Origin of the sequence: Sphingomonas sp. SKA58 (assembly GCF_000153545.1) — a bacterium.
GTDB lineage: Bacteria > Pseudomonadota > Alphaproteobacteria > Sphingomonadales > Sphingomonadaceae > Sphingobium > Sphingobium soli.
In genome coordinates this window covers 1,600,776-1,614,918 of the sequence record NZ_CH959306.1, presented here as the reverse complement: position 1 = coordinate 1,614,918, position 14,143 = coordinate 1,600,776, and the positions used below count along the sequence as shown (strand labels likewise).

Annotated in this window: 17 protein-coding genes, 2 tRNA genes and 1 pseudogene; 12 read left to right on the top strand and 8 right to left on the bottom strand. The window is 63.0% G+C overall.

Going from position 1 to position 14,143, the window contains the following annotated elements:
• Nucleotides 1-164: 164 nt before the first annotated feature.
• Together SKA58_RS08350 and SKA58_RS08345 are read left to right on the top strand one after the other, a co-directional pair.
• Entirely contained in the window at nt 165-572 is a 408-nt protein-coding gene (locus SKA58_RS08350) for an EVE domain-containing protein (RefSeq protein WP_037542766.1), read from the top strand.
• Nucleotides 573-726: 154 nt separating this feature from the next.
• A complete protein-coding gene (locus SKA58_RS08345) occupies nt 727-1,002 on the top strand; it encodes a hypothetical protein (protein WP_009821956.1) in 276 nt (91 codons plus the stop codon).
• A 95-nt stretch (nt 1,003-1,097) separates the two neighbouring features.
• On the opposite strand, the gene SKA58_RS08340 is transcribed toward SKA58_RS08345, so the two are convergent.
• On the bottom strand, nt 1,098-1,400 hold the full coding sequence (locus SKA58_RS08340) for a glycine zipper 2TM domain-containing protein (RefSeq protein WP_031297471.1): 303 nt from the start codon (nt 1,398-1,400) through the stop codon (nt 1,098-1,100).
• A gap of 121 nt (nt 1,401-1,521) precedes the next feature.
• Between SKA58_RS08340 and SKA58_RS08335 the strand changes: the two genes are divergently transcribed.
• Both SKA58_RS08335 and SKA58_RS08330 read left to right on the top strand, forming a co-directional pair.
• The gene (locus tag SKA58_RS08335; RefSeq protein WP_037542763.1) at nt 1,522-1,962 is read left to right on the top strand and encodes a cupin domain-containing protein; all 441 of its coding nucleotides are present in this window, start codon (nt 1,522-1,524) and stop codon (nt 1,960-1,962) included.
• Between the two features lie 81 nt (nt 1,963-2,043).
• Nucleotides 2,044-2,118 (top strand) — tRNA-Thr (locus tag SKA58_RS08330).
• A gap of 17 nt (nt 2,119-2,135) precedes the next feature.
• On the opposite strand, the gene SKA58_RS08325 is transcribed toward SKA58_RS08330, so the two are convergent.
• Genes SKA58_RS08325 through SKA58_RS08315 form a run of 3 tightly spaced genes read right to left on the bottom strand, consistent with a single transcriptional unit; the run spans nt 2,136 to nt 5,516 of the window.
• Entirely contained in the window at nt 2,136-2,993 is an 858-nt protein-coding gene (locus SKA58_RS08325) for a hypothetical protein (protein WP_009821953.1), read from the bottom strand.
• A complete protein-coding gene (locus SKA58_RS08320; RefSeq protein ID WP_009821952.1) occupies nt 2,990-4,309 on the bottom strand; it encodes a replication-associated recombination protein A in 1,320 nt (439 codons plus the stop codon). The genes SKA58_RS08325 and SKA58_RS08320 overlap by 4 nt, the downstream gene beginning before the upstream one ends.
• A 28-nt stretch (nt 4,310-4,337) precedes the next feature.
• Entirely contained in the window at nt 4,338-5,516 is a 1,179-nt protein-coding gene (locus SKA58_RS08315) for a glycosyltransferase family 4 protein (protein WP_009821951.1), read from the bottom strand.
• Nucleotides 5,517-5,641: 125 nt separating this feature from the next.
• Between SKA58_RS08315 and SKA58_RS08310 the strand changes: the two genes are divergently transcribed.
• From SKA58_RS08310 to SKA58_RS08300, 3 genes are all read left to right on the top strand, one after another.
• A complete protein-coding gene (locus tag SKA58_RS08310) occupies nt 5,642-5,860 on the top strand; it encodes a DUF2945 domain-containing protein (RefSeq protein ID WP_037542312.1) in 219 nt (72 codons plus the stop codon).
• 84 nt (nt 5,861-5,944) lie between these two features.
• Nucleotides 5,945-6,604, top strand: a complete 660-nt coding sequence (locus SKA58_RS08305; RefSeq protein WP_037542310.1) for an MOSC domain-containing protein — start codon at nt 5,945-5,947, stop codon at nt 6,602-6,604.
• 67 nt (nt 6,605-6,671) lie between these two features.
• Nucleotides 6,672-7,376 (top strand): NAD-dependent deacylase, encoded by a 705-nt coding sequence (locus SKA58_RS08300; protein ID WP_009821948.1) that lies wholly within the window; start codon nt 6,672-6,674, stop codon nt 7,374-7,376.
• A gap of 63 nt (nt 7,377-7,439) precedes the next feature.
• Here the strand turns inward: SKA58_RS08300 and SKA58_RS08295 are convergent, their stop codons facing one another.
• The 3 genes from SKA58_RS08295 to SKA58_RS08285 all read right to left on the bottom strand — a co-directional run bounded on the left by SKA58_RS08295 (nt 7,440) and on the right by SKA58_RS08285 (nt 9,373).
• The gene (locus SKA58_RS08295; RefSeq protein WP_009821947.1) at nt 7,440-8,465 is read right to left on the bottom strand and encodes a FecR family protein; all 1,026 of its coding nucleotides are present in this window, start codon (nt 8,463-8,465) and stop codon (nt 7,440-7,442) included.
• Complete coding sequence (locus SKA58_RS08290; protein ID WP_009821946.1) at nt 8,383-8,988, bottom strand: RNA polymerase sigma factor; 606 nt, start codon at nt 8,986-8,988, stop codon at nt 8,383-8,385. The genes SKA58_RS08295 and SKA58_RS08290 overlap by 83 nt, the downstream gene beginning before the upstream one ends.
• Nucleotides 8,989-9,175: 187 nt before the next feature.
• Nucleotides 9,176-9,373, bottom strand: a complete 198-nt coding sequence (locus SKA58_RS08285; RefSeq protein ID WP_009821945.1) for a hypothetical protein — start codon at nt 9,371-9,373, stop codon at nt 9,176-9,178.
• A gap of 128 nt (nt 9,374-9,501) precedes the next feature.
• Between SKA58_RS08285 and SKA58_RS08280 the strand changes: the two genes are divergently transcribed.
• The 3 genes from SKA58_RS08280 (at nt 9,502) to SKA58_RS08270 (ending at nt 12,379) form a co-directional block, all read left to right on the top strand.
• Nucleotides 9,502-9,586: transfer RNA gene (locus SKA58_RS08280), tRNA-Leu, on the top strand.
• A 67-nt stretch (nt 9,587-9,653) separates the two neighbouring features.
• Nucleotides 9,654-11,261: a trigger factor gene (tig, locus tag SKA58_RS08275; RefSeq protein WP_009821944.1), complete on the top strand. Its 1,608-nt coding sequence runs from the start codon at nt 9,654-9,656 to the stop codon at nt 11,259-11,261.
• A 143-nt stretch (nt 11,262-11,404) separates the two neighbouring features.
• The gene (locus SKA58_RS08270) at nt 11,405-12,379 is read left to right on the top strand and encodes a glycosyltransferase family 2 protein (protein ID WP_037542761.1); all 975 of its coding nucleotides are present in this window, start codon (nt 11,405-11,407) and stop codon (nt 12,377-12,379) included.
• Here the strand turns inward: SKA58_RS08270 and SKA58_RS08265 are convergent.
• Nucleotides 12,364-12,972, bottom strand: a complete 609-nt coding sequence (locus SKA58_RS08265; protein WP_009821942.1) for an HdeD family acid-resistance protein — start codon at nt 12,970-12,972, stop codon at nt 12,364-12,366. The genes SKA58_RS08270 and SKA58_RS08265 overlap by 16 nt on opposite strands.
• Before the next feature lie 126 nt (nt 12,973-13,098).
• On the opposite strand from SKA58_RS08265, the gene clpP reads away from it, so the two are divergent.
• Entirely contained in the window at nt 13,099-13,734 is a 636-nt protein-coding gene (gene clpP, locus SKA58_RS08260) for an ATP-dependent Clp endopeptidase proteolytic subunit ClpP (protein ID WP_009821941.1), read from the top strand.
• A gap of 141 nt (nt 13,735-13,875) precedes the next feature.
• Nucleotides 13,876-14,143 (top strand): annotated as a pseudogene (locus tag SKA58_RS08255) (ClpX C4-type zinc finger protein); the annotation flags it as partial.

The following is a 14,143-nucleotide window of genomic DNA, read 5'->3' as shown; positions in this document are numbered from 1 at the left end:
CCGCCTTTGACATCTCCGCCATGGACAGGACAGGCACCTGATCCAGCACCGTTTGCGACACCTTGCTATCTCCACATTCTTGAATGACCCTTTTCCGCCAAGGGGGCAGGGCCGTGTATGGCCGCATCCTTGATCGTCCCGGGCCGCTGTTGCAAGAAGGCAAAATGCACTATTGGCTCATGAAATCCGAACCTGATGTCTTCTCCTACGATGACCTGGTCGCGAAGGGCCAGGCGGAGTGGGACGGTGTGCGCAACCATGCCGCGCAGGGTCATATGCGCGCGATGCGCAAGGGTGATCTGGCCCTCTTCTACCACAGCAATATCGGCCTCGCGGCGGTCGGCATCATGTCCATCGTGGAGGAAGCCGCGCCTGACAGCACCGATTCCTCGGGCAAATGGATCGCGGTCCATGTCGCGCCGAAGGAAAGGCTTGCCAATCCGGTCACACTCAAGGCCATGAAGACGCAGGACGCCCTGTCGGACATGGCGATCATCCGGCAGCCGCGCCTGTCCGTCAGCCCCCTGACACCGGCGCAATTCGACCATATTGTCGCTATGTCAAAGGCTTGACGCCCGTCGTTCTGGCTGGTTGCGTCGACTGCAACCAGCATGCCCGTTTTTGCGATTGCCGTCCCGCTGCGCTGCAACATAGTGTGACGGCAAGCAGATAATAATATGTTCAAGAGGTGTTTGATCGGCATTCACAAGGAGAAACCCTATGCGAATGCTGTCCAAGTTGATTGTTGCCGGCGCGCTCAGCGCCATCGCCGCCACTGCTGCCCAGGCTGAAGACGCCACCAAGCAGCGCTTCACGCACGAAGGCTATACCTACGTCTATGACGTCAAGGATACCAAGACCGGCCAGAAGATTTCGGGCCGTCGCTACCCCGGTTCGGTCGCCTTCAACCTGTCGGTGAAGGATGGCAAGGTTTCGGGTGTGTCGAACGGCCAGTCGGTCAGCTTCCCCGTCGAGGAAGCCCGCGGCGCCGCATCCAACTGACGCCCGCTTTCACGGATAAAAAAGGGACGGCATCCGTACTGGATGTCGTCCCTTTTTTCGTTCGCGTTGCTTTCAGCTAAGCGGGCAACGCCCGTTCAGCGGCAGCGGCGCTTGCTGTCGATTTCCTTGCCCAGCAGCGCGCCGCCAGCAGCGCCCAGGATCGTGCCGGTGGCGCGATCACCGCGCGTGTCGATCGCCCGGCCGACCAGCGCACCGCCGACGCCGCCGATGATCAGGCCCGTGGTCCCGTCCGACTTGCGGCAATAGGTGCGTCCGTCGCGACCGCGCCATTCCTTGTAGCGATGATGCTTGCGCGCTTGCGCGCCATCAGTGGGGACTGCCATCGAAACCGGAACCGCCAGCGACACGGCGGCGAGGGCCATAAGAGCTTTACGCATGAGTATCTCCTCCTTTAGCGTGATTTGACGCTTGAACCCCCTTTTATTGATTGAGGTTGCATGAACCTGCGGCAACAGCCCAAGCCTTTGTTTCCACAGCCATAAAATTTGAGGTGAAATGATGCGCAGCGTCGATGAGCAGGATGGGAGGGCGCTGATCGCGTCCCTTGACCTGTCGCCCCATCCGGAAGGCGGATGGTATCGTGAGACTTGGCGCGCGGCGACGGCTGCTGACGGGCGGGCGGCCGGCACCGCGATCCTGTTCCTGCTGGAGGCGCATCAACACTCGCATTGGCATCGGGTCGATGCGGACGAACATTGGTTCTGGCACGCCGGCGCGCCACTCATCCTCTCCATCGCGTCTGCGGACGGCCCGGCATCCGAAGCCATCCTGGGGGCCGACATCATCGGTGGCCAGATGCCCCAGATGCTGGTCCCTGCGCATCACTGGCAATCGGCAAGGCCGATGGGCGGATGGACGCTGGTCAGTTGCACCGTCACGCCTGGCTTCGAATTTGCCGGCTTCACCCTCGCGCCGCCCGGTTGGTCGCCTGGCAGCTAGAGCGCGTCTGTTCGTCTGACGATGCATCGGCATTTCGCCGTTGACCGCAATGCCGCCCGACATTAGGGCACTCGCCATCCAGCCGGCTTAGCACAGCGGTAGTGCAGCGGTTTTGTAAACCGAAGGTCGGGGGTTCGATCCCCTCAGCCGGCACCATTTCTCCTGAAACCGTGTCACACCACCCCGAAGGTCCACCCTTCGGTGCGCGCGATCTCGTCCGTCAGCATGGCCGGAACCCAGAGCGCGGGGGTCGTCGCCGTGCGGCGCATCCAGGCGGCGGTGACGATCGCGTCCGCGCCATGGTCATCCGGCATGGGCCCGTCATGCGGCCTCGACCCAAGTGCCGCCAGCGCCGAATCGAGCGCATTCGCATCGCGCATTTTCGTCCGCCCTTTGGGCCGCCCGGCCGCGCGCGCGGCGATGCTGGTATAAATTTCGACGATCAGCGAGCCGGCGGTGGGGCAGGGGTCGAATGGCCAGACCGGCACCTGCCGCCGCACATGGTGCAGCATCCGCATGCCCGCGAAACTCGCCTTCGCGACCTGTGCCGCGCCGATGGCATCATAGACGGCGGACGGCTTGCCGCCTCCGCCTGCATTATAGCGCGCCTCGCAGATGCGATGATGCATGAAGGCTGCTTTCACCCCATCCGCCTTGCCGAAATAAAAATGGCGGCGATGAGTAATCTCCAACAGGCTCGCCGCGCCCAGATCGGTGTCGTTGCAGATCGCATCGACATAGGCCCAGAACTCCGGCCCATCATCGGGCACCACGTCTCCGGGAAGATAGCCGCCTCGCTCAACGAAGGGCGGGGCGAAGCTGAAATCGAACCCGAACAGCGTGTTGCCGCGCGTCGCCTCCGCCCTCACCCAATCCGCCACCGCCTGCCGCGACCACAGGCCCTCCGGCGCGGTGATCAACTGCGGAACGGCGTCGCCCGCCCCGCAAAGCGCTACCGCTATCCCCTTGTGGCGCGCGCCCTTCGCACCAGACCAGTCGATAGCGGCAAATCGCTCGAACCGGGGTGTCACCCTGTGCCGCGCTCCGCGCGCAGCCTGTCCCAATAGGCCATGCGTTCTGCCACGCGCGCCTCGAAGCCGCGATCGGTGGGGGCGTAGAAAGTCTGCGCCTCCATCTCTTCGGGCCAATAATTCGCGCCGGAAAAGCCCTCCGCCGCATCATGGTCATATTGGTAATTTTTGCCATAGCCGACCTGCTTCATCAGCTTGGTGGGCGCATTGACGATATTCATTGGTGGCATCAGCGATCCGGTCTCGCGCGCCGAACGGAACGACGCCTTCATCGCCATATAGGCCGCGTTGGATTTTGGCGCGGTGGCGCAATAAAGACAGGCCTGCACGATGGCCAGTTCGCCTTCGGGACTGCCCAGAAAGTCATAGGCATCCTTGGCGGCCAGGCATTGCACCACGGCCTGCGGGTCGGCGAGGCCAATATCCTCCGTCGCGAACCGGACCAGCCGGCGCAGCACGTAGAGCGGCTCCTCGCCCGCCGTCAGCATCCGCGCCAGATAATAGAGCGCCGCCTGCGGATCGGACCCACGCAGCGACTTATGGAGCGCGGAAATCAGATTATAATGGCCCTCCCGGTCCTTGTCATAGACCGCGACCCGGCGATGGAGCAGCGCGGACAGCCCGGCCGGATCGAGTGGCTCTGGAATGTCGATGGCGTAGAGGGTTTCGACTTGGTTCAAAAGGAAGCGCCCGTCGCCATCCGCGCTCGCCAGCAACGCCTCACGCGCAGCCGGATCGAGCGGCAGGGGCCGTTCCATCAGCCCTTCGGCGCGGTCCAGCAATTGCTCCAGCGCAGCGGCGTCCAGCCGGCGCAGGATCAGCACCTGCGCGCGTGACAGCAGCGCCGCGTTCAGTTCGAAACTGGGATTTTCGGTCGTCGCCCCGACCAGCGTCACCGTGCCATTTTCGACGAAGGGCAGGAAACTGTCTTGCTGCGCGCGATTGAACCGGTGAATCTCGTCCACGAACAACAGCGTCTTTTCACCGTGGCGCGCATGATCCTTGGCCGCCGCGAACACCTTTTTCAGATCGGCGACGCCCGAAAACACCGCGGATATCGGTTCGAACCGCATACCGACCGCATGGGCAAGCAAGCGCGAAATCGTCGTCTTGCCCGTACCCGGCGGGCCCCAGAAAATGATGGAGGATAATCGCCCCGCTGCGACCATCCGGCCGATCGCGCCGTCCGGCCCGGTCAGATGCTCCTGCCCGACGACATCGCCCAGCGTGCGCGGGCGCAGCCGGTCGGCGAGCGGTGCGGTATCGGGCGCGCCACCGGCGGCGGCGTCATCTGGGGAAGCGAACAGGTCGGCCATCGCCAGGGATATAGGGGCGGGCGGGCGATCAGGGAACAGGGCTGGAACGCGGAGCCAGTCCCTGCGCGCGCTGGCGAATGACGCGCAGATAGGTATCGACCAGCGCCTGATTGACCTGATCCCATCCGTTGCGCTCCGCCCGCTGCTGCGCCGCCTGGCCTGCCGCTGCACGCGCGGCCGTGTCCACGCAATAATATTGCAAGGCGTCCGCGAACGCGCTGATGGCACCAGGCCGGATCAACCGTCCGGTCACGCCTTCCGTCACCAAGCTCTCGCTGCCGGTCGCGCGCGCGGCAACCGTTGGCAGGCCGCATGCCATCGCTTCCAGCGTCACATTACCAAAGGTTTCGGTGACCGAAGGATTGAACAGCATGTCCATGCTGGCCACCGCGCGGCCCAGGTCCGCGCCCTTTTGAAAGCCTGTAAAGACCGCGCCGGGCAATCTGTTTTCAAACCATTCGCGCGCCGGGCCTTCGCCCACCACCAGCACTTTATGCGGCACCTGCCGCTGCGCCAGTTGATCGACCGTGTCGGAAAAGACGTCCAGCCCCTTCTCCATCACCAGCCGGCCGATGAAGCCGATCACCGGCATGTCGTCGCCGATACCCAGCGATCGCCGCCACGCCATGTCGCGCCGCGCCGGGCAGAAAATCTCGCGATCTATGCCGCGTGTCCAGATGCCCACATCATAGCTCATCCGCTGATCGCGCAGCAGTTGCGCCATGGATTCGGACGGGGCGACGATAGCGTCGCACCGCCGGTAGAAGCGCCGCAGCATCGATTCGATCAGCGGCTCCAGAAAGGCCAGACCATAATAGCGTGGATAGGTTTCGAAGCGCGTATGCACCGACGCGACCGTGGGCAGGCCGTGTGCCCGTGCCCAGCTGACCGCACGATGTCCCAGCGGATCGGGGCTCGACACATGCACCAGATTGGGGCCGAACTGTTTGAGATCGCGGCGCAACGCGCCGGACAGGCGATAGGGGACGCGATATTCCTTTCGCCCCGGCACGGCGAAGGAGGGGGCGCTGACCAGGTCGCCGGCCGGCTCGAACGCGGGCGTGTCCACAGTCGGCGAATAGACGCGCACGGCGGCTCCCTGGCGCAGCAGATAGGATACGAACCGGTTGAGCGCCTGGTTCGCGCCATCGCGCACATAGTTGTAATTGCCGCTGAACAGGGCGACACGAAGGCCGGTAGCATCCATCGCAGCGCCTTAGCCGAACAGAAATGAAAACCCAAGGGAACCGCGCAAGCCCTTGGGAATTTTGCTTTCGCACGTTGATGAACCGGCCGGCGCGGCATGCGCCCCATAAAGGAGAGGATGCCCCTATGACCGATAGTTTCCGCAAAGGAAAAAGGGTCAAGTGGAACTGGGGGCAGGGCGTCGGCCGGGGGCGCGTGGAAGAGCGGTTCGATCGCCATGTCGAACGCACGATCGAAGGCTCCAAAATCCGCCGTAATGGCAGCAAGGACAATCCCGCCTATCTGATCAAGGTGGACGATGGCGGGGAAGTGCTCAAGCTCGGATCGGAACTGAGCGCCAGCTAGGAGCGCTGGCCAAGTTCTTCTGACGGGGCCGGTGGCCGCAGATCGGCCATGGCATCCTGCCTGCCATCATGGCATCCGGGCGGAATGACCGTGAATTTCATGACCGTCGATGCGCTCCTCGTCGGGACGCCCGTGCCGTTTCGGGACGATGCCTATAGCGCCATCGCTAAACGGCCCGTGACCGGGCCGGTCCGCGTCGGGTGGGACGGACTGGAAGGCGATGCGGTTGCCGACCGCGTCCATCATGGTGGCTGGGACAAAGCAATTCACCTCTATGCGCAGGATCATTATGGTTGGTGGCGCGATCGTCTGCCTGGCCATAGGCTGCTTGAAAGCCCTGGTGCCTTTGGCGAGAATATTGCGGCGCGGGGCCTCACCGAATCGCAACTTTGCCTTGGCGACCGCTTCACCTTCGGCAGCGCCGTTGTAGAAATCAGCCATGGCCGCCAGCCCTGCTGGAAACTTGACCATCGTTTCGGCACCCGCGACGTCATGGCGACGATCGTCAAGACCGGCCGGTGCGGCATTTATTTGCGCGTCATCCAGGAAGGCGAGGCGGAGGCGGGGATCCGAATGACCCTGCTTGAACGACCCTTTCCCGAATGGACCATCGATCGCGTATTCCGGCTGCTGATCGGCGGCGGGCACAAGAAGGACTCTGCCGGCGTGCGCGCCCTCGCGGACATGCCGGTCCTGGCGGAAACATGGCGGGACCGCGCGCGCAAGCTGGCGCCGGTGGCCTAGGCTATTTTAGCGCGTCCGATCGACCTGACGGTGGAAGCGTCCGTCCAGCGCTCTTAAGGTCCTGGTCATGCAGATGAACCGCTCCGACTCGATCGTCATTCTGACTGGCGCCGGCATTTCGGCCGAAAGCGGCCTTGCGACGTTCCGAGGGCCTGACGGCCTATGGGAGGGGCATAGGGTAGAAGACGTCTGCACGCCCGAAGCGCTGGCGCGCGATCCGGCGACGGTTCACCGTTTCTATGACGAACGGCGGGCCAAATTGGCGCAGGTCGCGCCTAATGCCGCCCATCAGGCGCTGGCCCGTCTTGATCGGGAGTGGCCGGGCGGGTTGCTGATCGTCACCCAGAATGTCGACGATCTGCATGAGCGCGCCGGCGCGACGCGGCTGCTCCACATGCATGGAGAGCTGAAATCGGCCCTGTGCGCCGCCTGCGGGGCGGCTGCGCCCTGGACTGATGCTCTGCCGCCGGCTTCGACCTGCGCCAAGTGCAACGAACCACGGCTGCGTCCCGACATCGTCTTTTTCGGCGAAATGCCCTATCAGATGGATCGAATTTTCGCCGCGCTCGAACGGGCGGACCTGTTCGTGTCAATCGGAACCTCAGGCGCAGTCTATCCCGCCGCCGGTTTCGTCCAGACCGCCCGTGACGCTGGCGCGCGCACCATCGAACTCAATCTGGAGCCGTCGGCGGGCAGCGCCCTGTTCGATGAAACCCGACTCGGCCCCGCCACGCGGCTCGTGACCGAACTGGTCGACATGCTGTTAGGCTAGGCGCAAGCGGCGTTCGACCCCCTATCCGCGCCGCAAGCGGCGCCGGGCTCCAAATCCGCGCGCCTAGGCGAGAGGAGGGGGCTCACCATCCGCGGCATTGTCGCGATACAGCAGCATCACTGATCCATCCTCGCCATCCACCACTCGGATCGGCAGGCTCAATTGCAGAGCGGACAGAAACTCCTGGCTGTCGGTGGTGCGAAATCGTCCGCCGATCCGCAGCGCCGACACGCGGGTATCGCCGATCAGGATCGGGGCCTTGCGATAGCGGTTGAACTCATCGGCCGCCTGTTCGACGGTTTCGCCGTCCAGTTCCACCATCTGCGCGCGCCAGGCTGTGCGCTGCTCGACGATCTTTGGACCCAGTCGGGTGAGGGAAATGCTGCGCGGCTGGATCACCGCGCCGCTGCCGGCCGCCACCTGCTGCAACGGGCTGTCGCCGCAATGGACGGTTACCTTCCCATGGGTGACGGTCAGTTCCACCAGCGACGGCCGCAACCGGACGTTGAACGCGGTGCCGACCGCGCGGATCACCGCAGCGCGCGCTTCCACATCGAACGGGCGCGCGGGATCATGGCTGATCTCGAACGACGCCTCGCCCTTCATCACCCGGACCTTGCGGCCATTGCTGGTGAACCGGGCCTCGACCTCGCTGTCACTGTTGAGGTGCAGGATGGACCCATCTTCCAGCGCGATGTCGCGCATCTGGCCCACGCCGGTTTCGTAGCGCTCCACGCCGCTGAACGTACGCACGGTCACGATCGCGGCGACGACGAACAATAATATGGCGACACCGGCGGCGACCATGATGTTGCGCGACAGGCGGCGCTGGTCGGCTTCGCTGATGATTTGCTGTATCGGGGGCAGCGTGATGTCGGCGGCTGCGCTTTTCAGCCGTTCCGATGCGTCCCAGGCGGCTTCCGCCCGGGCAAAGGCTACGGCATGACGGGGATCGGCCTCGATCCAGGCGCAGATTTCTGCTTCATCGTCCGGGCTGGGATCGCTGTTAAGCCTGGCCAGCAGGCGCGCGGCTTCCGCCTCGATCGCGTCCCTGCCCGCGTAGCTTGAATCTGGTTCCGACGCCTGCACGTTCGAAGTCCGTTTCCTCACGTTCCGCCCAGGCCCGCATAACTATTGCGATTGCTTTGGCCAGATGTTTTTCAACTGTTGAAACGGACAGGGACATTTCCTCCGCTATTTCCAGCATCGATTTTTCGTGAATGCGTCGCAGGATGAAGACGCGGCGGCATTGCGGCGGCAGCGACTCGACGATCACCTCGACCTGGCGCAGCGCTTCACGGGCATGAAGCTGCGCCTCGATGTTATTTTCGCCGCCTAGAAGTTCCAGATCGGCGATCGTCTCGAAACTCACCACCTTGTTGCGGCGGGCGGTGTCGATGACCAGATTGCGGGCGATCGTGAACAGATAGGCCCGGCCCGTCGTCACATTTTCCCAATTTTCAGTGGCATAGGCGCGGGCCAGAACCTCGGCGACCATGTCTTCCAATTCATGGGTGGACGGCAATATTCGCCGCAGCCGACCGCGAAGCGCAGCCTCCTGCGGTAATATGACCGTTTTGAACCATTCCAGTTTGGCGCGAACCCGTTGCACATGGACCCCCTGATCGTTGTCAGCCGCGCCTCTCCCGATTTCTTTTATCTGTCATAGTTCAATCATGGATGCAGGGGCCTGTCCACCCGAACGGAAGCCTATTTTTAACGATCGACCCAAAAGTTCCAAATCCGAGTAAATTTATTATCCTGCTGTGGCATATGGCGCACAGTTGATGCGCCGCGCATCAATCCGGCGGCGGTGGCAGCTCGGTCGGTGCCCGATCGGGCTGGTCATAATCGGGGGATACAGGCGTGATTTCGTCCGGCTCGGTCATCGGCGTTTCGGCAGGCCGTTCGGGCACGGGCATTTCGTCGGGTGATTGCGGTTGAATGCGGTCGGGCGGCGGAACGGCGGCGGGGTTTGGGTCGGGCTGGGTGGCCATGGGCCTCTCCTTGACGGGGGTTTGTCATGACAGTTACGCATGGCGCGTTCAGCCAGTTCCGCCGGCTGATCCACTATCCCTTGCCACTGACCGCGCTTTTCTCTATGCCGCGCCGACCGGCGACCGATGCGGGCGTGGCGAAACTGGTAGACGCGCCAGATTTAGGTTCTGGTATCGCAAGATGTGGGGGTTCGAGTCCCTTCGCCCGCACCAGTGCGCCAGGTCCAGGCCATCGCAGGCGCCACCGAAATTCAGCTGAAGAAAGCGTTTGAGAGAAGAGATGCAGACTGTCGAGACGTTGAACGAGGGCCTGAAGCGCGCCTACACCGTGACCATCACATCGAAGGATATCGACGCTCGCGTTGACAAGGAAGTGAAGGCGATCGCGCCGCAGGTGCGGATGCCCGGCTTCCGCCCCGGCAAGGTGCCGGCCAACCTTGTCAAGAAGATGCACGGTGAATCGCTTCAGCGCGATGCACTCAACAACAGCATCCAGGACAGCATCCAGAAGCTGATCGCCGACCAGAAGCTGCGTCCCGCGATGCAGCCGTCGGTCGAACTGGACGAAGGGTTCGAATTCGGCAAGGACGCTGAGGTCAAGGTCGAGCTGGAAGTGCTGCCCGAAATCACGGCGCCCAGCATCGAAGGGCTCAAGCTTGAGCGGCTGACCGTCGAAGTCGCCGACGACAAGGTCGCCGAAGCCGCCGCCCGTATCGCCGGCCAGCAGGGCGCGCTGGAAGACCATGCCGATGATCATGCCGCGGCCGAAGGCGACACGCTGGTGATCGATTTCGTCGGCAAGGTCGACGGCGAAGCGTTCGAAGGCGGCAGCGCCGAGGATATCCGCTTGAAGATCGGTTCGGGCCAGTTCATTCCGGGCTTCGAAGAGCAGCTGACCGGCGTCAAGAAGGGTGAGGAAAAGACGATCGACGTCACTTTCCCCGAAGATTATGGCGCTGAACATCTGGCCGGCAAGGCTGCGACCTTCGATGTCACGGTGAAGGCGGTGCTGAACGGCGACAAGCCCAAGGTGGACGAGGATTTCGCCAAGTCGCTGGGCCTGGAAAGCCTCGACAAGCTCAACGAACTGCTCAAGGGCCAGATCGAGCAGGAGCATAACGGCCTCACCCGCACCCATATGAAGCGCAAGCTGCTGGACCAGCTGGCCGCCAATCATGATTTCGACGTCCCGCCCAGCATGGTGGAGGCCGAATTCAACCAGATCTGGCAGCAGCTTGAGCATGAAGCGAGCCACGAGGAAGATCCCGAAGCCGCGCTCAAGGAAATGGAAGCCGAAAAGGAGGATTATCGCGCCATCGCCGTGCGTCGCGTCCGCCTGGGCCTCCTGCTCTCGGAAATCGGCCAGGCCAATGGCGTGGCCGTGTCGGACCAGGAAATGAATCGCCTCATCATGCAGGCTGCGCAGCAGTATGGCCCGCAGGATCGCGAGCGCTTCGTGCAATATGTCCGTCAGGACCCGATGGCCGCCGCTCAGTTGCGCGCGCCGCTCTATGAGGACAAGGTCGTCGACTTCCTGTTCGAAAAGGCGGAAATCACTGATCGCGCCGTGACCCGTGAGGAACTGGAAGCGGCAATCGAGGCGGAAGATGGCGACATCAAGCCGCATGTCCATGGCCCCGACTGCGGTCATGACCATGATCATGACGACAAGCCCAAAGCGAAGAAGGCTGCCCCCAAGAAAAAGGCCGCCGAACCCGCCAAGGCTGATGAAGACGCTGCGCCGGCCGCCGAAGAAGCGCCTGCCAAGAAGCCAGCCGCCAAGAAAGCTGCGGCCAAAAAGGACGATGCCGTAGAGGCCGATGCCACGACCGAGGAAAAGCCCAAGAAGAAGGCTGCTCCCAAGAAGGCTGCTGCCAAGGCTGAATAAGCCTTACGGCCACACATGAACAGGCGCCCCGCTTCCTCTACGGAAGCGCGGGCGCTTTTCATTTCGGGACCGGCATGGCAGATGAAATCTTAATCATGATGCGCCATGGCTGTCGCACGCATAAGGCAGGGCATGAGAAGGCGATGAAGGAATTTCCCGCAGTGAACAGCGAAACCGGCGCGGCCACCCCGCGCATCGCCGTCCTTCTGCCCTGCTATAATGAAGCCGGCGCCATCGTGCAGACGGTGGAGGATTTCCGCCGAGCCTTGCCGCATGCCGACATTTATGTGTTCGACAATAACAGCAGCGACGGCAGCCGTGAGCTGGCGGCCGGGGCAGGGGCCATCGTGCGCCGCGTCAGCCAGCAGGGCAAGGGCCATGTCGTACGTCGCATGTTCGCGGACGTCGACGCCGATATCTACGTCATGGCCGATGGCGATGCGACCTATGAAGCCGCCGCGGCGCCCCGCATGGTCGCGGCCATGCTGGAGGATAATCTCGACATGGTCGTGGGCAGCCGCCGGGACGAGGTGGAGGCGGCCTATCGCCGCGGCCACCGCTTCGGCAACTGGGCGCTCACCACCTTGCTTAAGCAACTGTTCGGACGCAGCTTCACCGACATTCTGTCCGGCTATCGCGTTTTTTCCCGCCGCTTTGTGAAAAGTTTTCCCGTCCTCTCCGCCGGTTTCGAGATTGAAACGGAAATGTCGGTCCATGCGCTGGAACTGGCCATGCCCGTCGCGGAGGTCGTCACCGCCTATGGCGCGCGGCCCGAAGGATCGGTCAGCAAGCTCAGCACCTATCGCGACGGCTTTCGCATCCTGCGCACGATCATCACGCTATACCGGATCGAACGGCCCGTGCTGTTTTTCGGGATCATCGCGGCGCTGCTGGCCGTTCTCGCGCTGGGTCTCGCCGCGCCGCTCATCGTCACCTATCTCGAAACCGGCCTGGTGCCGCGCTTTCCGACCGCGATCCTCGTGACGGGCCTCATGATCCTCGCCACCCTGTCCGCCACTTGCGGGCTCATTCTCGATACAGTCGTGCGCGGCCGGCGGGAAGTGCGCCGGCTTGCCTATCTCGCCTTCCGCGCGCCGTCGGATTACGCCCGTCCCTGAGCCTTCCGGCGCAGGCGGAAGGCCAGGACGATCAGCAATAGCCCGGACAATAGCGCATAGGCGCCGATCGCCCATCCCAGCGACAGGATGCTGACCACCGGATTGAGCGTGAACAGGATGATGATGCCGATCCCCAGCGCTAGCGTGAGCAGGCCGTTGACGGCCAGCAGCCATTCGCCCTCGATCTCGTCGCGCAACCGGATGGCGGCGGCGATTTCCAGCATTCCCGCCAATATTGCCCAGCCCGCCACGAAGAACAGCGTCAGCATCGCATAGCTGACCGTCGCCGCCAGCGGCATCATCACGAACAGCACGCCCAGCGCTATGCCCAGAAGACCGCGCACCAGCATCGCGATCCAGTGCGCGCCTTCACCAGCGCGCCGAACCGCGGCGATGAACGAAAACACCCCGTCGACAAAGGCATAGACGGCAAACACCATCGTGAAGGCCACCAGCGCGGTGAAGGGATACAGCATCGCCACGATGCCCAGCAGCACGCCGATCACCCCGCGCGCCAGCAGCGCCTTCCACCGCGAGGAGTAGGGCCAACGACCGCCGGCGACGGTGGCAAAGGGCGGGGACTGATCGGACACGGGTCTTTCCTTCGGTTGGATGCTGGCCGATCAATAGATTGCGGGATGGTTGGTTCCCCCTTGAACCCGTGGCTTTTTGTGCCGATGTAGGGCGTGGGCAAAAGCAACTACCCGGAAAAGAGAAAAATGACCGATATCATGTCCGACCCCATGGCCGCGCTGGTCCCCATCGTCATCGAACAATCGAACCGCGGCGAACGCAGCTTCGACATTTTTTCGCGGCTGCTGCGGGAACGGATCATCTTCGTGACCGGCCAGGTCGAAGATCATATGGCCTCGCTGATCGTCGCCCAGCTCCTGTTCCTGGAATCGGAAAATCCGAAGAAGGATATCTGGATGTACATCAATTCGCCCGGCGGCGTGGTGACGTCCGGCATGGCGATCCATGACACGATGAAATATATCCGGCCGCAGGTCGGCACTGTCTGCATCGGTCAGGCCGCGTCCATGGGCAGCTTCCTGCTCGCCGCTGGCGAGCCGGGCAAGCGCATCGCGCTGTCCAATGCGCGCATCATGGTGCACCAGCCTTCGGGCGGCGCGCAGGGCATGGCCTCGGACATCGAGATTCAGGCCAAGGAAATCCTGCGTATCCGTCGCCGCCTCAATGACCTGTATGTCCAATATACCGGCCAGACGCTGGAGGCCGTGGAGCGGGCAATGGACCGCGACACCTTCCTTGAAGCGGACGAAGCCAAGGCGTTTGGCCTGGTCGACGAAGTGTTCGACCGCCGCCCGCAAATGGCGGACCCCAACGAGGCCTAAAGACTATCTTTACCGCAGCGCGTCACTTTCTCCCCTTGTGGAACGGACGCGCTGCGGGCTAGAATGGCCTTTGGACCAGAAAAATCTCCCGCCGGCGCGGATCTGGTGATTAACTTCCGGGGGGGATAGAGAGAATGGCGAATGACTAAGCTTACCGGTTCGGACTCGAAAAGCACGCTTTACTGCTCCTTCTGCGGCAAGTCGCAGCATGAGGTGCGCAAGCTGATCGCAGGGCCGACCGTCTTCATCTGCGACGAATGCGTGGAACTGTGCAACGACATCATCCGCGAAGAGACCAAGGGCGGTCTCGTCGGCAAGAAGGATGGCGGCGTGCCGACCCCGCAGAAATCTGCGATGTGCTCGACGATTATGTGATCGGCCAGAGCCGCGCCAGCGCGTCCTCTCGGTC

What these genes read in the sequence shown, in the direction of transcription:
- SKA58_RS08350 (WP_037542766.1), top strand. Translation starts at nt 165, where the DNA reads ATGCACTATTGGCTCATGAAATCCGAACCTGATGTCTTCTCCTACGAT.
- SKA58_RS08345 (WP_009821956.1), top strand. Translation starts at nt 727, where the DNA reads ATGCTGTCCAAGTTGATTGTTGCCGGCGCGCTCAGCGCCATCGCCGCC.
- SKA58_RS08340 (WP_031297471.1), bottom strand. Translation starts at nt 1,400, where the DNA reads ATGCGTAAAGCTCTTATGGCCCTCGCCGCCGTGTCGCTGGCGGTTCCG.
- SKA58_RS08335 (WP_037542763.1), top strand. Translation starts at nt 1,522, where the DNA reads ATGCGCAGCGTCGATGAGCAGGATGGGAGGGCGCTGATCGCGTCCCTT.
- SKA58_RS08320 (WP_009821952.1), bottom strand. Translation starts at nt 4,309, where the DNA reads ATGGCCGACCTGTTCGCTTCCCCAGATGACGCCGCCGCCGGTGGCGCG.
- SKA58_RS08315 (WP_009821951.1), bottom strand. Translation starts at nt 5,516, where the DNA reads ATGGATGCTACCGGCCTTCGTGTCGCCCTGTTCAGCGGCAATTACAAC.
- SKA58_RS08310 (WP_037542312.1), top strand. Translation starts at nt 5,642, where the DNA reads ATGACCGATAGTTTCCGCAAAGGAAAAAGGGTCAAGTGGAACTGGGGG.
- SKA58_RS08305 (WP_037542310.1), top strand. Translation starts at nt 5,945, where the DNA reads ATGACCGTGAATTTCATGACCGTCGATGCGCTCCTCGTCGGGACGCCC.
- SKA58_RS08300 (WP_009821948.1), top strand. Translation starts at nt 6,672, where the DNA reads ATGCAGATGAACCGCTCCGACTCGATCGTCATTCTGACTGGCGCCGGC.
- SKA58_RS08285 (WP_009821945.1), bottom strand. Translation starts at nt 9,373, where the DNA reads ATGGCCACCCAGCCCGACCCAAACCCCGCCGCCGTTCCGCCGCCCGAC.
- tig (WP_009821944.1), top strand. Translation starts at nt 9,654, where the DNA reads ATGCAGACTGTCGAGACGTTGAACGAGGGCCTGAAGCGCGCCTACACC.
- SKA58_RS08270 (WP_037542761.1), top strand. Translation starts at nt 11,405, where the DNA reads ATGAAGGAATTTCCCGCAGTGAACAGCGAAACCGGCGCGGCCACCCCG.
- clpP (WP_009821941.1), top strand. Translation starts at nt 13,099, where the DNA reads ATGACCGATATCATGTCCGACCCCATGGCCGCGCTGGTCCCCATCGTC.